The 18172-nt window shown below is 54.4% G+C and carries 13 protein-coding genes; 5 read left to right on the top strand and 8 right to left on the bottom strand.

The window, feature by feature from the left end:
- Positions 1–68: 68 nt before the first annotated feature.
- The 8 genes from ACR0DU_RS02025 to pyrH all read right to left on the bottom strand — a co-directional run bounded on the left by ACR0DU_RS02025 (position 69) and on the right by pyrH (position 10228).
- Positions 69–2516, bottom strand: coding sequence for a DUF3772 domain-containing protein (locus ACR0DU_RS02025; protein WP_480872205.1), 2448 nt, complete (start codon positions 2514–2516; stop codon positions 69–71).
- Entirely contained in the window at positions 2516–3550 is a 1035-nt protein-coding gene (locus ACR0DU_RS02020) for a cysteine synthase A (protein ID WP_480872203.1), read from the bottom strand. The genes ACR0DU_RS02025 and ACR0DU_RS02020 overlap by 1 nt, the downstream gene beginning before the upstream one ends.
- Before the next feature lie 69 nt (positions 3551–3619).
- Positions 3620–4735: an NUDIX domain-containing protein gene (locus tag ACR0DU_RS02015; protein ID WP_170778864.1), complete on the bottom strand. Its 1116-nt coding sequence runs from the start codon at positions 4733–4735 to the stop codon at positions 3620–3622.
- A 29-nt stretch (positions 4736–4764) separates the two neighbouring features.
- On the bottom strand, positions 4765–5205 hold the full coding sequence (locus tag ACR0DU_RS02010; RefSeq protein WP_170539292.1) for a TrgA family protein: 441 nt from the start codon (positions 5203–5205) through the stop codon (positions 4765–4767).
- Between the two features lie 15 nt (positions 5206–5220).
- Positions 5221–6429 carry a class I SAM-dependent methyltransferase gene (locus tag ACR0DU_RS02005; protein ID WP_480872201.1) on the bottom strand — a complete coding sequence of 403 codons (1209 nt, stop codon included), beginning with the start codon at positions 6427–6429 and terminating at the stop codon, positions 5221–5223.
- Between the two features lie 61 nt (positions 6430–6490).
- Complete coding sequence (locus tag ACR0DU_RS02000) at positions 6491–7924, bottom strand: cryptochrome/photolyase family protein (RefSeq protein WP_480872199.1); 1434 nt, start codon at positions 7922–7924, stop codon at positions 6491–6493.
- A 47-nt stretch (positions 7925–7971) separates the two neighbouring features.
- A complete protein-coding gene (locus ACR0DU_RS01995) occupies positions 7972–9198 on the bottom strand; it encodes an aminotransferase class V-fold PLP-dependent enzyme (RefSeq protein ID WP_480872198.1) in 1227 nt (408 codons plus the stop codon).
- 277 nt (positions 9199–9475) lie between these two features.
- Positions 9476–10228: a UMP kinase gene (gene pyrH / locus ACR0DU_RS01990; RefSeq protein ID WP_170778872.1), complete on the bottom strand. Its 753-nt coding sequence runs from the start codon at positions 10226–10228 to the stop codon at positions 9476–9478.
- Positions 10229–10325: 97 nt separating this feature from the next.
- On the opposite strand from pyrH, the gene miaA reads away from it, so the two are divergent.
- From miaA to ACR0DU_RS01965, 5 genes are all read left to right on the top strand, one after another.
- Positions 10326–11225: a tRNA (adenosine(37)-N6)-dimethylallyltransferase MiaA gene (gene miaA, locus ACR0DU_RS01985; RefSeq protein ID WP_480872196.1), complete on the top strand. Its 900-nt coding sequence runs from the start codon at positions 10326–10328 to the stop codon at positions 11223–11225.
- Positions 11226–11591: 366 nt separating this feature from the next.
- On the top strand, positions 11592–13262 hold the full coding sequence (locus ACR0DU_RS01980) for an ABC transporter substrate-binding protein (RefSeq protein WP_480872195.1): 1671 nt from the start codon (positions 11592–11594) through the stop codon (positions 13260–13262).
- A gap of 119 nt (positions 13263–13381) precedes the next feature.
- Positions 13382–14428, top strand: a complete 1047-nt coding sequence (locus ACR0DU_RS01975) for an ABC transporter permease (protein ID WP_010439620.1) — start codon at positions 13382–13384, stop codon at positions 14426–14428.
- A 13-nt stretch (positions 14429–14441) separates the two neighbouring features.
- Complete coding sequence (locus ACR0DU_RS01970; RefSeq protein WP_480872193.1) at positions 14442–15905, top strand: ABC transporter permease; 1464 nt, start codon at positions 14442–14444, stop codon at positions 15903–15905.
- Between the two features lie 130 nt (positions 15906–16035).
- A complete protein-coding gene (locus ACR0DU_RS01965; protein WP_010439616.1) occupies positions 16036–18123 on the top strand; it encodes a dipeptide ABC transporter ATP-binding protein in 2088 nt (695 codons plus the stop codon).
- The last annotated feature ends 49 nt before the right edge of the window (positions 18124–18172 follow it).

The raw sequence follows: 18172 nt of genomic DNA, 5'->3' as shown, positions 1-18172 counted from the left end.
AAAAATCAGACTACATCGAAATGTAACAATCCGATAATCACTTGGGAAAAATGCTTGATGTGTCGCGTTTAGCGACCGTCGCCATCCGCGTCTGCATCTGCGTCTCCGGCAGAGTCCAAATCATCAGCTGTCAAATCGGCAGGCTTCGCGGAAGGGGCAGTAAGAGATAGGTCTTCGTCGGGCTTAGCCTCCTCAGAATGGCCCGTCAGCACCTCAGGATTTCGCAGCCACAGATCGCGTTGAGCAAACGGAATCTCGATACCCTCTTTAACAAATCTGCGGTTGATCTCATGGTTCATGTCGGATTTGACCGATAGCACCCAGTTCACATCGCGCAGTATTGCCCGGATTTCAAAATCCAGAGAATCCGCACCAAATCCTTGAAACACGACACTCGGCGCTGGGTTGGCCAGAACCATCGGATGCCCATTGGCGATCTCACCCAAAATGGTTTCGACTTTTCGGGTGTCAGTACCGTAGGCCACGCCGACAGGAACGATCACCCGGCCAATGGTGTTGCCGCGGGTATAGTTGGTGACCACTCCGCTGATCAGGTCAGAGTTGGGGACGATCACATCCGTCCGATCAAACGTCTCGATCCGCGTGGACCTGACCGAGATATCACGAACATATCCCATCATGCCGTTGACATCGATCCAGTCGCCTTTTGAGATCGGGCGTTCGACCAGCAGGATGATCCCTGAAACAAAGTTCGACACGATGGTTTGCAGACCGAAACCGATACCAACCGACAAGGCACCAGCCACGATCGCCAAGGAGGAAAGATCAAATCCAGCAACAACAATGGCGACCAACGCCGCCAGGAATATTCCGACATAGCCGGTTCCCGATACGATGGCATTCTGCCCGCCGGGATCGATACTGGTTTTTGGCAGCAATGAGTTGCGCAACCCGCTTTGCAGAAGGCGGGTCAATGTGTATCCGATGGCAAAAACTGCGACGAAGGTGAGGAAATTACTGGGTGAAATCGTGACGCCGCCGATATCGAATCCCAGCAGCAATCGCGACCAGGCCTCGAGCAGGTCTGTCTTGCGTGCGCCCCAATACAGCGCCAGAATAGGCAGCGACAATATCGCCAGCGCAAACCCAACAAGAACCGAAAACAGAGAATCGCGCGCGGCCTCGCCCTGCCCCGATAACCAACCGTAAATCGTGGTGATAAACCGTCGTATGATCACAAGCGCCGCGATCAGAACCAGTGTTTTCACGGCTGGGAAGACGATTGCTTCGGCGGCATTGATATACCCTAATGCCGCCAGTATTGGTGTTGCAATCCCAAGTATGAACAGAGCGCGCCGCAGCAATTCAACCAACTGACTAAAACCAGCCGCTCTGCGAGACGTTTCTGAATCTGTCTGCTCTTCCTGTGGTTCTGATTGACGGATCTGACGCACACGTAGCAGCAGCAGCGCCGTAACCAATACGATCGGGAATCCAACAACCGCTCGTGTTGCGTCCGAAATATTCTCAATTTGCTCAAATAGCAAAACCAGATCATGCAAAATAAGCATGACGGCCAGTAGATCGATATAGACCCGCAGTTCTCGAATTCTGCCTGCCGACAATCGTTTGAAATTCTGAGAGGCCCCCATCAGGTAGACCTGTCGACCGATCCAGTCAAAGTAGAAGATGATGGCAGCCCAATAAGGGATATTCTGTATCAGCAACGTACCGCGCAAGCCCAGAACACCAGTCTGCACGATCGCCGTGACCAATGCCAGAACGCCCAACCAAGGCAGCAGTATGCGCAGCAGAGAGACGACGAAGGTCCAGACTCCACTTCCGTGCCCCCCCAGAGAACGCAGAAAAGCGCCCCCTTTTTCGGACCACTTGCGCCCAAATAGCAGCAATACCGCAGATATGGCCAACAGAACGAAAATGCCGAGACCACGCTCACGAATGCGCTCGTGAACGATGTCAGACCGCATGTTCGTGACGGTTTCATTGATCAGGCTCTGCGTCGCTTCCTTGACGTCGATCCAGGCTGGGCCCCAGTAAACGGGATTGAAAGGCGATGGCCCGCGTTCCAGCATCTCTTTTTTCTGACGATCGCGAATGATCCGGTCGATTTCGCTGATTAACCCGTTGGCTCGGCTGAAAGCCTCTTCCGAGATTATGCGCGGCACCCGCAAACTGTTAAGTTGCTCTTCAAGATGTGTGCGCAGCTTGGCAATATCTTCAGGCTCGGTCTCGCCGTCTGCCGGCTCCGCGCCAAGCGCCTTAAGCTGGCCCTCAAGCGTCTGAATACGATCCGTGTTTGCGCCGCGCGCCTTGTTAAAGTCTTCGCGGTAACCGTTTATTTCTGAGCGTAAATTCTCTAACGCGGCATTCGATGCCCGGTTCGCCCGGATCACAGATTCCGCCCGATCCGCCGTGCTGACCCAGCCCTGGTAATATTCACTCTGCCGGTCAGTGAGCTGGGCAGATGCGATCCCACCCAGCCCGATCAGGCAGAATAAACTTAGAAACAGAAACAGGCGGACCTGTCGCAGCATCACACGTCCTCGAATACGCCGGGAATGCTGCGCGGTGCTTCGGTCATCCAATCCGGAACAGGCAGTTCCTTTTCCCGCAGGAAGTCAGGATTGAACAGTTTGGATTGGTAGCGCGTTCCAAAGTCACACAATACGGTCACGATGGTGTGACCCGGCCCCATCTCTTTCGCGAGACGTACAGCGCCCGCGATATTGATCGCGGTTGATCCGCCCATCACCAGACCTTCTTCGCGAAGCAGATCAAAGATATAGGGCAACGCCTCATTGTCGGTGATCTGCCAGGAATGATCAGGGGTGAACCCCTCCAGGTTCTTCGTTATCCGAACCTGTCCGATGCCTTCGGCGATGGAGCCGCCCTCCATCGCGATCTCACCCGTAGTGTAATAAGAATAAAGGCCTGCCCCCATTGGATCAGCCAGTCCGATTTTTACGCCTTTGGGCTGCAAAACCTCGGCGACACCCGCTAGGGTTCCACCCGAACCGACCGCACTGACGAAGCCATCAACTTTGCCATCGGTTTGGTCCCAGATTTCAGGGCCGGTGGTTTCCACATGCGCCTGCCGGTTGGCGACATTGTCGAACTGGTTCGCCCAGATGGCACCATTGGGCTCGGTCTGGGCAAGTTCCTCAGCCAAGCGGCGGGAATAGTGCACAAAATTGTTGGGATTTCGGTAAGGCGCAGCAGGCACTTGCACAAGCTGAGCTCCGGCAAGTCGGAGCATGTCCTTCTTCTCTTCCGATTGAGTCTCAGGAATGACGATCACCGTCTTGAAACCCATTGAGGCCCCGACCAATGCCAGACCAATGCCAGTATTACCCGCCGTACCCTCGACAATTGTGCCGCCGGGCTTGAGATCTCCGCGCGCAATTGCATCGCGGATAATGAACAACGCTGCACGGTCTTTAACGGATTGACCCGGATTCATGAACTCGGCTTTGCCGAGGATCTCGCAGCCTGTCTCTTCGCTGACGCGACGCAACCGGATCAAGGGTGTTTTACCGACCGCGTCGGCAAGGTCTTTCGCAATGCGCATGGCGTCCTCTTGTCATATGGTATTGCAGCAGATTTACAGGCGCCCTGACTTGATCACAAGCCGGGATAGTTATGCGCGCAGACGTTCGCGATTTCGCGCCAGCCAATGTGCCAACGAAAGAAGCGGTAAGTCCTTGAAAACATGGGTATCAACCATGTTCATGAATTCGTCAAACGGCAGAATTTTACTCCGAATATCTTCCCCTTCCGTGGCAAGACCACCACTTTCAACGGTCGTCGTCAGATCACCCAGCCCGACATAGAGGTAGACGTATTCGGTTGACGATCCGCTGGATGTATAGGCACCGCCTGCATATTCCAGCCGAGACAGAGAAACATGCGCCTCTTCCTGTGTCTCACGATACGCTGCCTGCTCGGGTGTTTCGCCGGGGTCAATCATACCGGCGACCGGTTCCCACATCCATGGTTCGGGGTCGTCGATCAAGAACACAGGTGCGCGAAACTGCTCGACCAGCAAAACCGTATCGCGCCTGGGGTCGTAAGGCAGGACGATGACTGCAGATCCTTGCATCAAGCCGCTGCGGTGCAATACAGGCCCCATCTTGCCATCATACTGACGGTGCTGCAGCTCTATCTCATCGATACCGAAATAGTTGACATAAGGGTGATTGCGTTGGTGGATTACGACATCATGGTTGGTGTCCCGGGCATCTCCGGTGTTTCGCTCACGCGCTGCGAGTCTGGCCCATGCCCGTGTGCGGATCGCAGGGAAACTATTTGCAATCGTCGAGGCGTCAACACACCCATACTGGGCCATAACCTCTTGCGCCGCCAGCATCGACAAAGCGCTCCAATCATTTTTCCATGCCTCAAAATCCCAGAGAGTGTCGGTCTTCCATGCCTCCGAGTCGGGAAAGAACACCAATGCCTGATGATTCCCATCTTCACTGGTTTCAATCGTTAGCTGGCGCAGATCATATTCGAATCCGCCTTCATAAAAGGCCAATCGGGCAAGCTCGTCCTTGCCCAATCCTTGCACCAATACGCCATCTGCCGCTGCGCCTTTTTCAGCAACGATCATTGGAAAAGGCTGGCCTTTTACTGAATACACCGCGTGATCAGCTAAGATTGCCGGTTTCGCCGACAATTCGTCCGCAGATTGACCCATCACGAGTTCCAGCAAAGGCGCATGGCGCAAAGTGCCGTAGAAAAACAGGTTAGACAAAGTAGGAGCCCTGACTTGGCAGATCCGTTTTAACGCCAGCGTCGAAAGGCGATTTCGGTAAGTATCCCACTGACCACGGCACCAATACCAAGCGTAATCAAAATTTCACTGGGCAGCAGTTGTTCACCATAGGCCACTCCGATCTTGAAGATTTCCAGCAAGGCTTCAAATGGGCCACCATACCGATGGCGCATCGCCTGGCTAAACATCTCGTAGGTGCCTTGAACGAACAATCCCCAGAAAACCAGCGCGGCAACACCAGTCAGACCATTGTTAACTGCAGCCGTCCAACCCCGGCCTGCCCGCTTGCCCATGATAACCCAACCACAGGCCACCGCTAACAACATGTTCACATATGTGAACCAGCCATAGCTTTTACCCTCTTCACCATTGTTGATGATCATACTTGAAACAAGGAAGGCAATGACCAGCAGACACAACGCGGCGACGAGGCGGGAAGCTGTAGGCATTCGTAGTTCCGTTCTTCAACTTGGCTTAGCTATAGTGATCTGTGTCACATCACAATTGCCGGTGTCAAAGGCTGCGCCGCATGCAGTTAAATAATAATTCCACATGCGGCGAAAACGCTCATCAAACCCTAGCTCTGAGATCTGGTCCCACTTGGCGTTGAAGGTGTCGTACCAGCGGCGCAGTGTCAGATCATAACTTTGGCCAAATTCCTTTGAGCGTACCACTTGAAGCCCTGCCTGATCTATCTGCTCTTTCAGGATGGACGGGGCGGGAAGCATGCCACCCGGAAATATGTATTTCTGTATGAAATCAACACCATTCTTGTAAACTTCCCAGCGGTGATCCGCGACTGTTATGATCTGTAATGTCGCTTGCGCACCGGGCTTCAACCGGTCACGAACAGTGTTAAAATATGCTGGCCAGTATTTCCGACCAACCGCTTCGAACATCTCGATTGATGCAATACCGTCATATTGTCCCTGTTCATCGCGATAATCCTGTAATTTAAAATCTACAAGATCCGATAGCCCAGCCTTTTCAATGCGTTCCTTCGCGAACTTCAACTGTTCCTGACTGATCGTCAATCCAGTGACTCGGAGCCCGCGCTCTTTGGCGGCATATTCGGCGAAGCCGCCCCAACCGCACCCGATCTCAAGGATATGATCCCCAGGTTTGGCCCCCATTTCATCCACCAAACTGGCATATTTCGCGGTCTGCGCATTCTCGAGGCTTTCCTGCCCGGTCTCAAAAATGGCGCTGGAATAAGTCATCGTGTCATCCAGCCACATGCCATAGAAATCATTTCCAAGATCATAGTGATACGAGATGTTCTTCTTCGCCTGCGTCCGATTATTGCGGTGCAACCAGAACCTCAGACGCTCGTAGGCGCGAACCAGGAACTTGCCCGTGAAATCGTCATAAACGGTTTCAGTTCCCAAGTGTACCAAGTCCATAAAGCTGCGCAGATCAGGTGTGCTCCAGTCACCTTCCAGATAGCCGTCCGAAAACCCCAGTTCTCCTTCTCGTAGCAGCCTGGAAAATACGTCGGGATCATGGATATCCACATGGGCAACCGGACCGGCTTTAGGTGCATCCGCCCGAAAAACCCGACCATCCGGCAGAGCGATATCAAGGCGGCCGCTTTCCATGCGGTTCAGCATCTTGAAGACTTGTGCAAAATATCTTGGCAGGTCTTCCTGCCCTTCGGTGCTCGTCAGGAACATCCGCTCTCCCCTCTGCGGTTGCAGAATAAAGCTAGGACGGGATTCGGTTTATGGCAAGTTTTCAGTTCCTTACCGGAACTTTTCTGGTTTCATACGCGTCCAATGCTCGGATGCGACCTTCTTTCAGCCCTACCACTGGAGCGCCGTAGCTGTCTTCGTGAGAAAGCCCCCAAGACCGCGGTATGGCACTAAAATAGGCGCGTGCGGTTGGGGACGGGTCAGACCGACCCTCAGCAATCCAACGAATCAGATAATCCGAATGTGGATCAAATCGCTCGCGCTGTGTTTCTGGGTTGAAAATACGGAAATACGGGGCTGCGTCTGGCCCACAACCCGCCACCCACTGCCATCCCATTGCGTTTGCGGCTGGGTCCCAATCAATCAGGCAATCGGCAAACCAATCAGCACCAATTTTCCAGTGCGTCATCAGATGCTTGGTTAGATAACTCGCCACAATCATCCGTGCACGATTATGCATCCGCCCGGTCACGTACATCTGCCTTAGCCCCGCATCGACAAGTGGCACCCCAGTTCTGGCCAACTTCCACGCGCGGACTTCAGGCGTGTCGGGATCAGTATTCCACGGAAACGCATCCCATTCAGGTTTCCAATTATCGGTCAGGAGATGCGGCCAATGGTACATCAGGTGATAAGCGAACTCACGCCACACAAGCTGCCGTAGAAAGGCCTCGCCCCCGCGCGAACCAGAGCGATCCGCGTTTTGCACCCGGTGCCAAATTGTGCGCGGCCCGATTTCGCCTAACGAGAGGTATTCTGAAAGATCAGACGTACCAATCTGATCCAACCGATCTCGCGCTTCCTGATAATGATCGATATTTTCCAAAAACCTATCCAACTGATCCAAAGCCGCGGCCTCTCCAGGACGGACAAATGGTCGTACGATCGTCGCGCCACGCTGCATATCCCGATCCAGTTTCCAATCGGGCAGCCGATCAGAAGCGGGCCAAAGATCTGGCTTGGCAAATCGTGCCGTAGTCGGCTCCGGCATCGCAACATCTCGTCCGCTCACCGACCTCCACATCGGAGTAAACACTCGAAACGGTTGCCCCGCTTTGGTCGCAATCGTCCAAGGTTCGAACAAAAGATGCCCCGCAAAGGATCGCACCTCGATCCCCTGTTCGTTCAAGCTGGCCTTGATATGCTTGTCCCTTTTGATCGCCTTCGGGTCGTACGCTCGCGACCAAAATATGGCTCCTGCGCCGGTTTCGTGTATCAGATCTTTCAGGACATTCAGCGCAGTCCCCCGGCGCAGGATCAGCTTGCTGCCCATCTGATCAAGGGTCATAGCAAAAGCCTCAAGACCCAAACCCAGACGCCATTTGGGCGCTGCGCCCAATGCTTGAACCTGATCGTCCAGAATAAATACGGGTACAATGGGGCGACCAGACCGTTCCGCCGCCGTCAACGCCGGATGATCACTTAATCGCAGATCGCGCCTGAACCATAAAATGATCGGAGAATGCCCGGAATCCATATCCGCCTCTTGTTTCTACAAGAATACGAACCGGTACGAATATTGGATCACAAAACGCGGTCAAGCGCCTGCAAAAGCTGATCAATTTCCTGATGACTTGTATAGTGCGTGAAGCTGAGCCGCAGAACCCCCTGATCTGGATCAACCCCCATGGCCTGCAGCGGACGATGCGCATAGAAATCGCCACCACCTGCCATGATCCCATGTTGGGAAAGCTCGGCTGCAACAGCCTCGGCTTTTTTGTTCAGGCTTAACGCCACCGTCGGCGCGCGCCGTTCGGCCTTGGTCGGGCCAATCAAACGCAAAGCGTTTCTATCTTTGACTGCATCGAGCAGTGGCTGCAGCAATGCAATCTCGTGTTGGCGCATCAGGTCATGAACAAAGCCACCGCGCGCAGACGCCCCGGTTTCTGGCCCGCCGTGATGATCGCAAAGCAGATCTATATAATCGGCCATGCCAGCACTCGCGGCGATCTGTGCATGATCAGGGCCGGCAGGTGTAAACCGCTTATAGAGCGTGCCACCGTTGAAATAGTGGGCCTGGTTCGGAAGCATCTCACCCAAAGGGCGTCGAATAACCATGCAGCCTTGGTGCGGGCCATAGGTTTTGTAGGCTGAGAACAAATAGATGTCGGGTCCGAGATCACCGACGTTCGGCAGGCCATGTGGCGCATAAGAAACTCCGTCGACACAGACAAACGCACCTGCAGCATGCGCAATCGCCGTGATTTCGGTCACTGGATTAATCTCGCCGACGACATTTGAGCAATGTGGGAAGCAAACGAGGCGGACTTTCTCGTCCAACAGGTTTTCAAGATCCTGTGGGTTTAGCGATCCACTGTCCGGATCAATCTGCCATTCGCGGATTTCGATACCGTCTTCTTCCAATCGACGCCACGGGCCGGTATTGGCCTCGTGGTCCTGATTGGTCACAACGATGGCATCACCCTGCCGCATCCACTTACGAAAGGCCTGCGCCAGAACATAGGTATTCTGAGTCGTCGAGGGGCCAAAGCTCAGTTCATCCGTATCCACGCCCATGATCGCGGCCAACCGCATCCGCGCTTCATCCATTTCTTCGCCGCCCAGACGGCTGGCTTCGTATGGCGCATAAGGTTGGACCTTGCGCTGTGTATAAAACCGGTTCAGGCGATCAATCACCGGTTTACAGGTATAAGATCCACCAGCGTTTTCAAAGAAGGCCTGCCCGTTCAGGCTGGGTTCAGAAAAGGCCGGGAATTGCGCCCTAACGAAATCGATATCAAGTGTGCCCATCACACGTCTCTCCCTGATCGCATGCCTCATTTCGGAAATCCGCCCGCGCAAGGTCTGGGCACTTCCAAAACAACCAAGGCATTACTGTCCGGCCGCCATTCCCATCAGAGGACATGCTATGGCAGCAGTCCTTCTGATGGCAGCTTGCTGCAAACAAACAGGAACAGATAGTCAGACGGAAAAGATTAGGTCAAGTCACTGTGCTGATAACATTTTTCATATCTAGCGCAAAAAAAGAACCGGGCTGCTAGACCCGGTCTATGTGCTAATTGATGCGCTATCCCTGGACTTTGGTATAGGTGCCCTCACCCGCCAAAATACCGCGGAACCCGCCGGGCTCATCCAGACCAAAAACGATCAGCGGCAGATTGTTGTCACGTGCCAAGGCGATGGCCGATGCATCCATCACTCGCAGGCGTTTAGCCAGCACATCGTCATACGAAACGTTGTCATAACGTACCGCGTCCGAGTGTTCTTTTGGGTCCTTGTCATAAACGCCATCGACACCATTCTTACCCATGAAGATCGCTTGGCAGGCCATCTCATTCGCGCGCAATGTGGCGGCGGTGTCAGTGGTGAAATAGGGGTTCCCGGTTCCCGCCGCAAAGATGCAGACCCGTTTTTTCTCAAGGTGGCGTACAGCACGGCGGCGAATATATGGCTCACACACTTCGTCCATCCGAATGGCCGAAATGACACGGGTGAAGACCCCGGCCGCCTCAAGCGCGGATTGCATCGCGAGCGCGTTCATGACCGTTGCCAGCATGCCCATGTAATCTGCGGTCGTACGCTCCATCCCCTGTGCCGAGCCGGAAAGCCCCCGGAAGATGTTGCCACCACCGATGACCATACAGATTTCGACACCCAGATCGTGTACCGATTTCACCTCTTGTGCGATGCGCTGGACGGTTGGCGGATGAAGTCCGAATCCCTGATCCCCCATCAGGGCCTCGCCCGAAATCTTCAACATGACGCGGTCATACGTTGTTTTCGGGGTCTCAATGGTCTCGTCAGAAGGGGAAAGGCTCATGTTGCGCTCCGGGCTGGCACGGGTTTATTTTCCGGCGCAAAATGAAGCAAAACCTCCGCAGGTTCAATGCGGATAGTCAGGGATAAGGCAATCAGCGATGGCCGATACAAATGAGAACGGGCTTTGGGCGCAGTTGCCTCCGATTCCTGATGACAAACCGGTGCTGATCGCTGGGCCTACGGCATCAGGAAAGTCAGCGCTGGCGCTTTTGATCGCGCAGCGCTGCGGTGGTGTGATCGTCAATGCCGATGCAAGTCAGGTCTATGATTGCTGGCGCATCATATCTGCACGTCCCTCGATCGAAGAAGAAAAACGTGCCCCACATCTGCTGTACGGGCATATCGCATATGATCAGACTTATTCCACCGGACATTGGCTTCGCGACGTCACGCCTTTGCTTAAACAAAAACAGCGCCCTATCATTGTGGGGGGTACAGGTCTGTATTTCACTGCGCTGACCGAAGGGATGGCCGAGATACCTGCAACCCCTCCTGAAATTCGGGCCGAGGCGGACGCATTATCACTAAGAAAGCTGATCGAAGGTCTTGATCTTCAAACGCTGCAGAAGATCGACACCCAGAATCGAGCCCGTGTTCAACGCGCGTGGGAGGTTCAGACCGCAACCGGCCGCTCGCTTGCTGATTGGCAGGCTGATACACCCGCCCCGATTCTGGATCTGGGGAATACAGTTCCGATTGTATTCGACGTCGAAAAAAGCTGGTTACTGGATCGTATTAATCGTCGTTTCGATCAGATGTTGGATCAAGGTGCCATGGCCGAAGTGGCCGCGATGCAGAACCGATTTGACCCTTCTCTGCCAGCGTTCAAGGCCATTGGCGTGCCTGAATTGATGGCATGCCTAGAAGGCCGCATGTCCCAGGAAGAAGCCAGGGATCGGGCAACAATAGCTACACGTCAATTTGCCAAACGACAACGAACTTGGTTTCGCGCCCGCATGAAATCTTGGCACCACATTGATGCCGCGTCTCATCAGTAAGGAGCATTCCTCGGGCATTGGAAGCAGTTGGATTTCTTAGTTTTCTCCCCAAAATAACGACCGAATGTCTTGCTGCGTGACGGTCAATTCGATCCGCGATGCTTTCGGCTAGTTGTGCGAACACACCACGAAATAATCCTGAATGGCTTACTTTTCCGCCTGATGTCGTTTTTGTACCATCAATGACGATTTCCGACATTGACGCCGCAATGAAACTGGTGCCGAATGGAGGTCATGGGGATGTTCAATAGTCAAGAAAACAAGCCTGCGGCCCGGTCAATCGATCCAATTCGTTGGCCGTAGCGCCCGTTTCAATCAATCACAACGCGAACTTTACCTAATAACTAGTGTCACAGGGAGACATCTATGAAAAACCAGACAATCAATGGAAAGCCGATGCACTGGGCGGCAGAAATGCATGCTCAAGAGTATCGCGACGGCAATCTGAGTCGGCGCGAGTTCATGGCGCGGGTAACCGCACTTGGCGTCGCCGTTCCGGCGGCATATGGCATGATCGGTCTGCAATCACCTGCTGCAGCGCAGGAGCCCCAGAAAGGCGGCACCATTCGCTACCAGATGGAAGTGCGCGCATTGAAAGATCCTCGCACCTATGACTGGACGCAAATTGCGACCTTCACTGCGGGCTGGCTTGAATACCTTGTCGAATACAACAACGACGGTTCGTTCAAGCCGATGTTGCTGGAAAGCTGGGAAGCCAATGATGACGCCACAGAATACACGCTGAACGTCCGCAAAGGTGTGAAGTGGAACAACGGAGACGACTTCACCGCCGAAGACGTGGCGCGCAACATCGCTGGCTGGTGTGACTCGTCGCTCGAGGGTAACTCGATGGCATCGCGCATGGCGTCACTGGTCGACGAGTCAACGCAGAAGGCAGCCGACGGCGCCATCACCGTTGTCGACTCGCACACCGTAAAACTGAAATGCAACGCGCCCGACATCACAATCATCCCCGGCATGGCCGACTATCCGGGCGCCATCGTTCACAGCAGTTTTGACGCGAACGACATGCTCACCAACCCCGTTGGTACGGGCTTCATGATCCCGGAAAGCCACGAAGTGGGTGTTAAGGGTGTATTGGTTCGCAACGAAGGCTTTGACTGGTGGGGCTATGAGGCCGGCAAAGGCGGCTATATCGACCGGATTGAGTTTATCGACTACGGCACCGACCCGGCGGCCTTCCTGGCAGCCTATGAGGCCGAAGAGATCGACATGAACTGGGAATCGGTCGGCGAGTTTGTCGACATCTTCGACGGCATCGGCCTCGTCCGCTCGGAAATTCCATCAGGCTTTACCATCGTTATCCGTCCAAACCAGTTGGCCGAAGATGCGAATGGCAACAAGATCTATGGCGACAAGCGTGTGCGTCAGGCTCTGGCTATGGCCGTTGATAACGAAGTGTGCTTGGAACTGGGCATGTCAGGTTACGGCATCCCCGCCGATAACTGTCATGTCGGCCCGATGCACCCGGAGTATGATTCAGCTGTGACACGCATTCCGTATGATCCAGCGGGGGCGAAGGCCCTGATGGACGAAGCCGGAATGGGTGATTTCGAACACGAAGTTCAGTCGATTGACGATGACTGGCGTCGTAACACCACCGCTGCCGTAGTCGCTCAGTTGAACGATGCGGGCATCAAGGCCAAGCATACCGTTCTGCCGGGCTCGACCTTCTGGAACGACTGGACGAAATACGCCTTCTCGTCGACCAACTGGAACCACCGCCCGTTGGGCACTCAGGTTCTGGCACTGGCCTATAAGTCAGGCGTCGCGTGGAACGAATCCGGTTTTGCCAATGAAGAATTCGATACTCTGCTGGCCGAGGCAAACTCGATCGCGGATGTCGACAGACGTCGCGAAGTGATGGCCAAACTGCAGGCGATCATGATTGACGAGGGTGTGACCATCCAGCCCTATTGGCGGACGGCGATGCGCCACCATCGTGACAACATGGTGGGTGTTGAAAAGCACATCGCCGACCTGCCGCAGTTGTACAAGTTCGGCATCATCTCCTAACCAAACAGCAAAGGCCGCGCCGCTCTGGTGCGGCCTTTTCGTCCTGAACACGGCGACCATAATAACAGCGATGCATGAAGCCGTTTGGCATTCATGCTGGCCGACCAACAGGGGCTAATATGGGACTTTTCATTCTAAGGCGCGTCGGCATCATGCTGGTGACTGCACTGTGCCTGACATTCCTGGTCTTCTTTTTGACCAACCTCTACCCGAACCTCGAAAAGCTCGCGAAAACGCAGGGCAACTTCCGTATGTCGGATGAGCAAGTTGAGAGCTATTTGCAGAAAAACGGTTACCTCCAATCCACTCCGATCAAATACGGTGAATGGTTGGGGGTCTTGCCTTCGTATCGGCATACGAACGAAGATGGAACTGTTCAGGGCCGATGCATTCTGCCCGGGAAAACTGCTGAAGAGTCACCCAGTTTCTGTGGTATCCTGCAGGGGTATTGGGGTTATTCGACCGTCTTCAAGGAAGAGGTTTCAACGGTAGTTGGAAACAGGCTGGCATTAACCGGGCGGTTGATGTTCTGGGTTATGCTGCTGATGGTCCCTTCGGCACTGATCCTGGGTGTTTTGGCCGGAATGAAAGAAGGTTCAGCAACCGACAGGACGCTGTCGACCTTTGCCATCACCACAACCGCAACCCCAGAATATGTTTCTGGTGTTATCTTCATAGCGATTTTCACTTCGTCCGCTGTCGGTTTGAAGTGGTTCAAGGGTACTGCCACGCAAGCGATGGAGAACCCGACATTCGAGAACTTCTTCCTCCCGGTTTTGACGATTGCGCTTTACGGAATGGGCTATATCGCCCGGATGACCCGCGCCTCGATGACCGAGGTAATGACGGCACAGTATATCCGGACGGCGCGCCTGAAAGGTGTATCGTTCTCGAACATCGTCATGAAACATGCGCTGCGCAATGCGCTGATCGCGCCCTTTACAGTCATCATGTTGCAGTTCCCATGGCTGCTGAACGGCGTGGTGATCGTCGAGACCCTGTTCAACTACAAAGGGTTCGGCTGGGCGCTGGTGCAGGCGGCAGGCAACAACGACATTCAGTTGCTGCTGGCGATATCGGTCGTGTCGGTCTTTGTGGTGCTGGTCACGCAGCTGATTTCGGATATCGGCTATGTCTACCTCAACCCGCGCATTCGCATTTCTTAAGGAGGGTTAGATCATGGAACCACTTACCTGGACCGGCTCTATCGCCTTCCTCAACCCGCTACTGTTGCTGGCACTTGGGCTTTTGGCCTTGTCCATCGTTGTCTGGATGCTGGCAAGTATCGTTCTGCCCGAAGACCAAATGACAGTGAATCCAGACGGAACGCTGAGTTCGAGCTCGGGTCTTCGCAATCTAATACAAGCCGCGCTGCGCTATAGTTTCCTAGCTATTGTGGGTCTCGCAGTTGCCTATGTCGTGTTGGGCATTCTGATGGGTACCAGCGCCGGGATCATTGGCGCCATATCCCAGCAGTTCCTGCCGGTTTGGCTGTCGCTAATCATCCTTTATGCGATGTCGATAGCGTTCAAACGCAAGCTTGGACTTTACGGCAAGCTTTTCGACAGCCCCATTGGCATGATCGGCTTTGGCCTTGTGATGTTCTGGGTTTTCACCGGAATTTTCGGTGCACTCGATCTGATCGTCACTCATGACCCGTTGGCTCAGCTCTCAGGCATGAAAAACAAGGTGCCGGGTACGCCTCTGGCCAGTTTGGAAGAGGGTCAGTACGCCTGGTACCTACTGGGTGGCGATAACCTTGCACGCGACGTCTTCAGTCGCATGGTCAAGGGGGCCTGGATTGTTGTTCAAATCGCACCTCTGGCGACCATGTTTGCCTTCATGGTTGGTATCACTCTTGGTCTACCTGCGGGTTACTATGGCGGGCGGCTGGATACGCTTCTGTCGTTTCTTGCGAACCTGATCCTAGCCTTCCCAGTGATCTTGCTATTCTACCTGCTGGTCACACCCGAGATCGTTGCGACCGGCGTTCCTAATTATATGGCCGCCGTATTGTTCGTATTCCCAATCATCTTCCTGGGTGTTCTGCTGAATTCGCGGTACTACACACGGCCAAACTTTCGGACTCCGCTATTGATCGGAGTACTGGGCGTTGCGCTCTGGTTGTATCTCTCGCTGATTTCAACCAGCGGCTACATCATCAACACTGACAGCTACCGTATCTGGGGACTGCCGACCTATCTGGATCTCTTCGATATTCCGGGTGGTATTCTGGTGGTGTTTGTCTCGGTGGTCTTCGTGAACTCACCTACGGTGTTCCGCATCGTACGTGGCTTAGCGCTGGACATCAAAACCCGAGACTACGTGGCTGCGGCCCAGACCCGAGGTGAAGGCCCGTGGTACATCATGCTGTGGGAGATTCTGCCCAACGCGCGCGGCCCGCTGATCGTCGATTTCTGTCTGCGCATCGGCTACACCACCATCCTTTTGGGGACCTTGGGTTTCTTCGGGTTGGGTCTTCCGCCGGAAAGCCCGGATTGGGGGTCTACGATCAACGAGGGGCGTAAACTCTTGTCGATCTATCTGCACCCAGCCCTTCCGCCTGCGCTGGCTCTGTTGTCGCTGGTTCTTGGTTTGAACCTGCTGGCGGATGGTCTGCGCGAAGAAAGTCTGAAGGACTGATGTGATCGAGGCCGGGGGGCCAGCCCCGTCGCCATCTGGGCTCGAACCAGTGGCGCCACAGATGGCAATCCCCCGAGATATTTTTAGCCAGATGAAGGGGATCCCCCGGACTCTCGCGAGGAGATACAAGATGAACAAACTGGCGGATTATGACGGGCCCATCCTGGAGATCGACAAGCTGTCGATCTCGTTCTTTACCCGTCTGCGGGAAATTCCGGCTGTGATGGATTTTTCAGTTAGCGTGCAACCTGGTGAGGCCGTCGGACTGGTTGGTGAATCTGGATGCGGTAAATCGACCGTTGCCTTGGGCGTAATGCAAGATCTGGGCAAGAACGGTCGCATAGTCGGTGGTTCGATCAAGTTCAAAGGTCGCGATCTGAGCGAAATGTCCACAGAAGAGCTGCGCGACATTCGCGGCAATGAAATCGCAATGATCTATCAGGAGCCGATGGCTTCTTTGAATCCGGCGATGAAGATCGGCAAGCAACTGATGGAAGTTCCGATGATCCACGAAGGAGTCGGTGCGGAAGAAGCTTATTCACGCGCGCTTGAAGTGGTAACAGACGTGCGTCTTCCTGACCCCGAACGGATGTTGAATTCGTTCCCACACCAGCTTTCAGGCGGTCAGCAGCAGCGGATCGTGATTGCGATGGCGCTTATGTCGAAACCGGCGTTGTTGATTCTGGATGAACCAACGACCGCTTTGGACGTGACCGTTGAGGCCGCAGTGGTCGAACTGGTCAAGGATCTGGGCAAGAAATACGGCACCTCGATGCTGTTTATCTCGCACAATCTCGGGCTCGTGCTGGAAACCTGCGATCGGCTGTGCGTGATGTATTCCGGTGAAGCGGTCGAGCGTGGTTCGATCAAGGATGTTTTCGACGAGATGCAGCACCCATATACTCAGGCGCTGTTCCGGTCGATCCCATTGCCCGGAGCTGACAAGAACTCGCGCCCGCTGGTGGCGATTCCGGGGAACTTCCCCCTGCCCCACGAGCGGCCCCCAGGCTGTAACTTTGGCCCGCGCTGCGACTATTTCGAAGAAGGTCGCTGTGATGCCAAAGACATACTGATGGAAGCAGTGCCGGGAAATGACAGACACCATACGCGTTGTCTGAAATTCCAGGAGATTGATTGGAATGCGCCAATCACCGTGGGTGAGCAAAAAGAGAAAGGTGAAATCGGCCGGACTGTCCTGAAAATGGACAACCTCAAGAAATATTATGAGGTGGCTGCGAATGCCTTGTTCGGTGGTGGTGAGACCAAAGTGGTCAAGGCCAACGAAACCCTGAGTTTTGAGGCGCATGAATCTGAAACGCTGGCCATTGTTGGTGAATCCGGTTGTGGCAAGTCCACTTTTGCAAAGGTTTTGATGGGCCTGGAAACTGCAACCGACGGGCAAATTTTGCTGGACAATCGCAACATCGAACAGGTGCCTATCGAAGAGCGGGACGCGAAGACCGTGGGCGAGGTTCAAATGGTTTTTCAGAACCCCTTCGATACGCTGAACCCGTCGATGACTGTCGGGCGTCAGATCATTCGGGCCCTAGAGATATTTGGCGTCGGTAATTCAGAGGCTGAGCGGAAAAAGCGGATGCTTGAGCTGTTGGACCTTGTCAAACTGCCGAGGGCATTTGCCGATCGCATGCCGCGCCAACTGTCAGGTGGTCAGAAGCAACGCGTGGGAATCGCGCGCGCCTTCGCCGGAGACGCGAGGATCGTTGTCGCGGACGAACCGGTTTCGGCGCTGGATGTTTCGGTACAAGCAGCGGTGACCGATCTGTTGATGGAAATTCAGCGAGAACACAAAACCACTCTGCTGTTCATCAGCCATGACCTGTCAATCGTGCGTTACCTCAGTGACCGTGTAATGGTGATGTATCTGGGCCATGTGGTGGAACTGGGCACGACCGACCAAGTCTTTGCTCCACCATACCACCCTTATACCGAGGCGTTGTTGAGCGCGGTTCCGATCGCGGACACGTCAGTTGAGAAACAGCATATCGTTCTTGAAGGCGACATCCCTTCTGCCATGAACCCGCCGCCGGGCTGTCCGTTCCAGACACGCTGCCGCTGGAAGTCCGAAGTGCCAGATGGGCGGTGTGAGTCCCATGTACCCCCGGTTCAGACGCTTGCGGATGGACATCAGGTCAAATGTCACCTTGCCGAAGATATTCTGGCTAAAATGGAGCCTGTCATCAAAATTGCGGCCGAATAATTCCTCGTAAAAGAATGAAGAAGGGCCGGTCCTCGACCGGCCCTTTCGA

It is taken from the genome of Ruegeria sp. G2, from assembly GCF_056533505.1.
The sequence above is the reverse complement of the archived record's forward strand: the minus strand, read 5'-3'. Positions and strand labels throughout refer to the sequence as shown.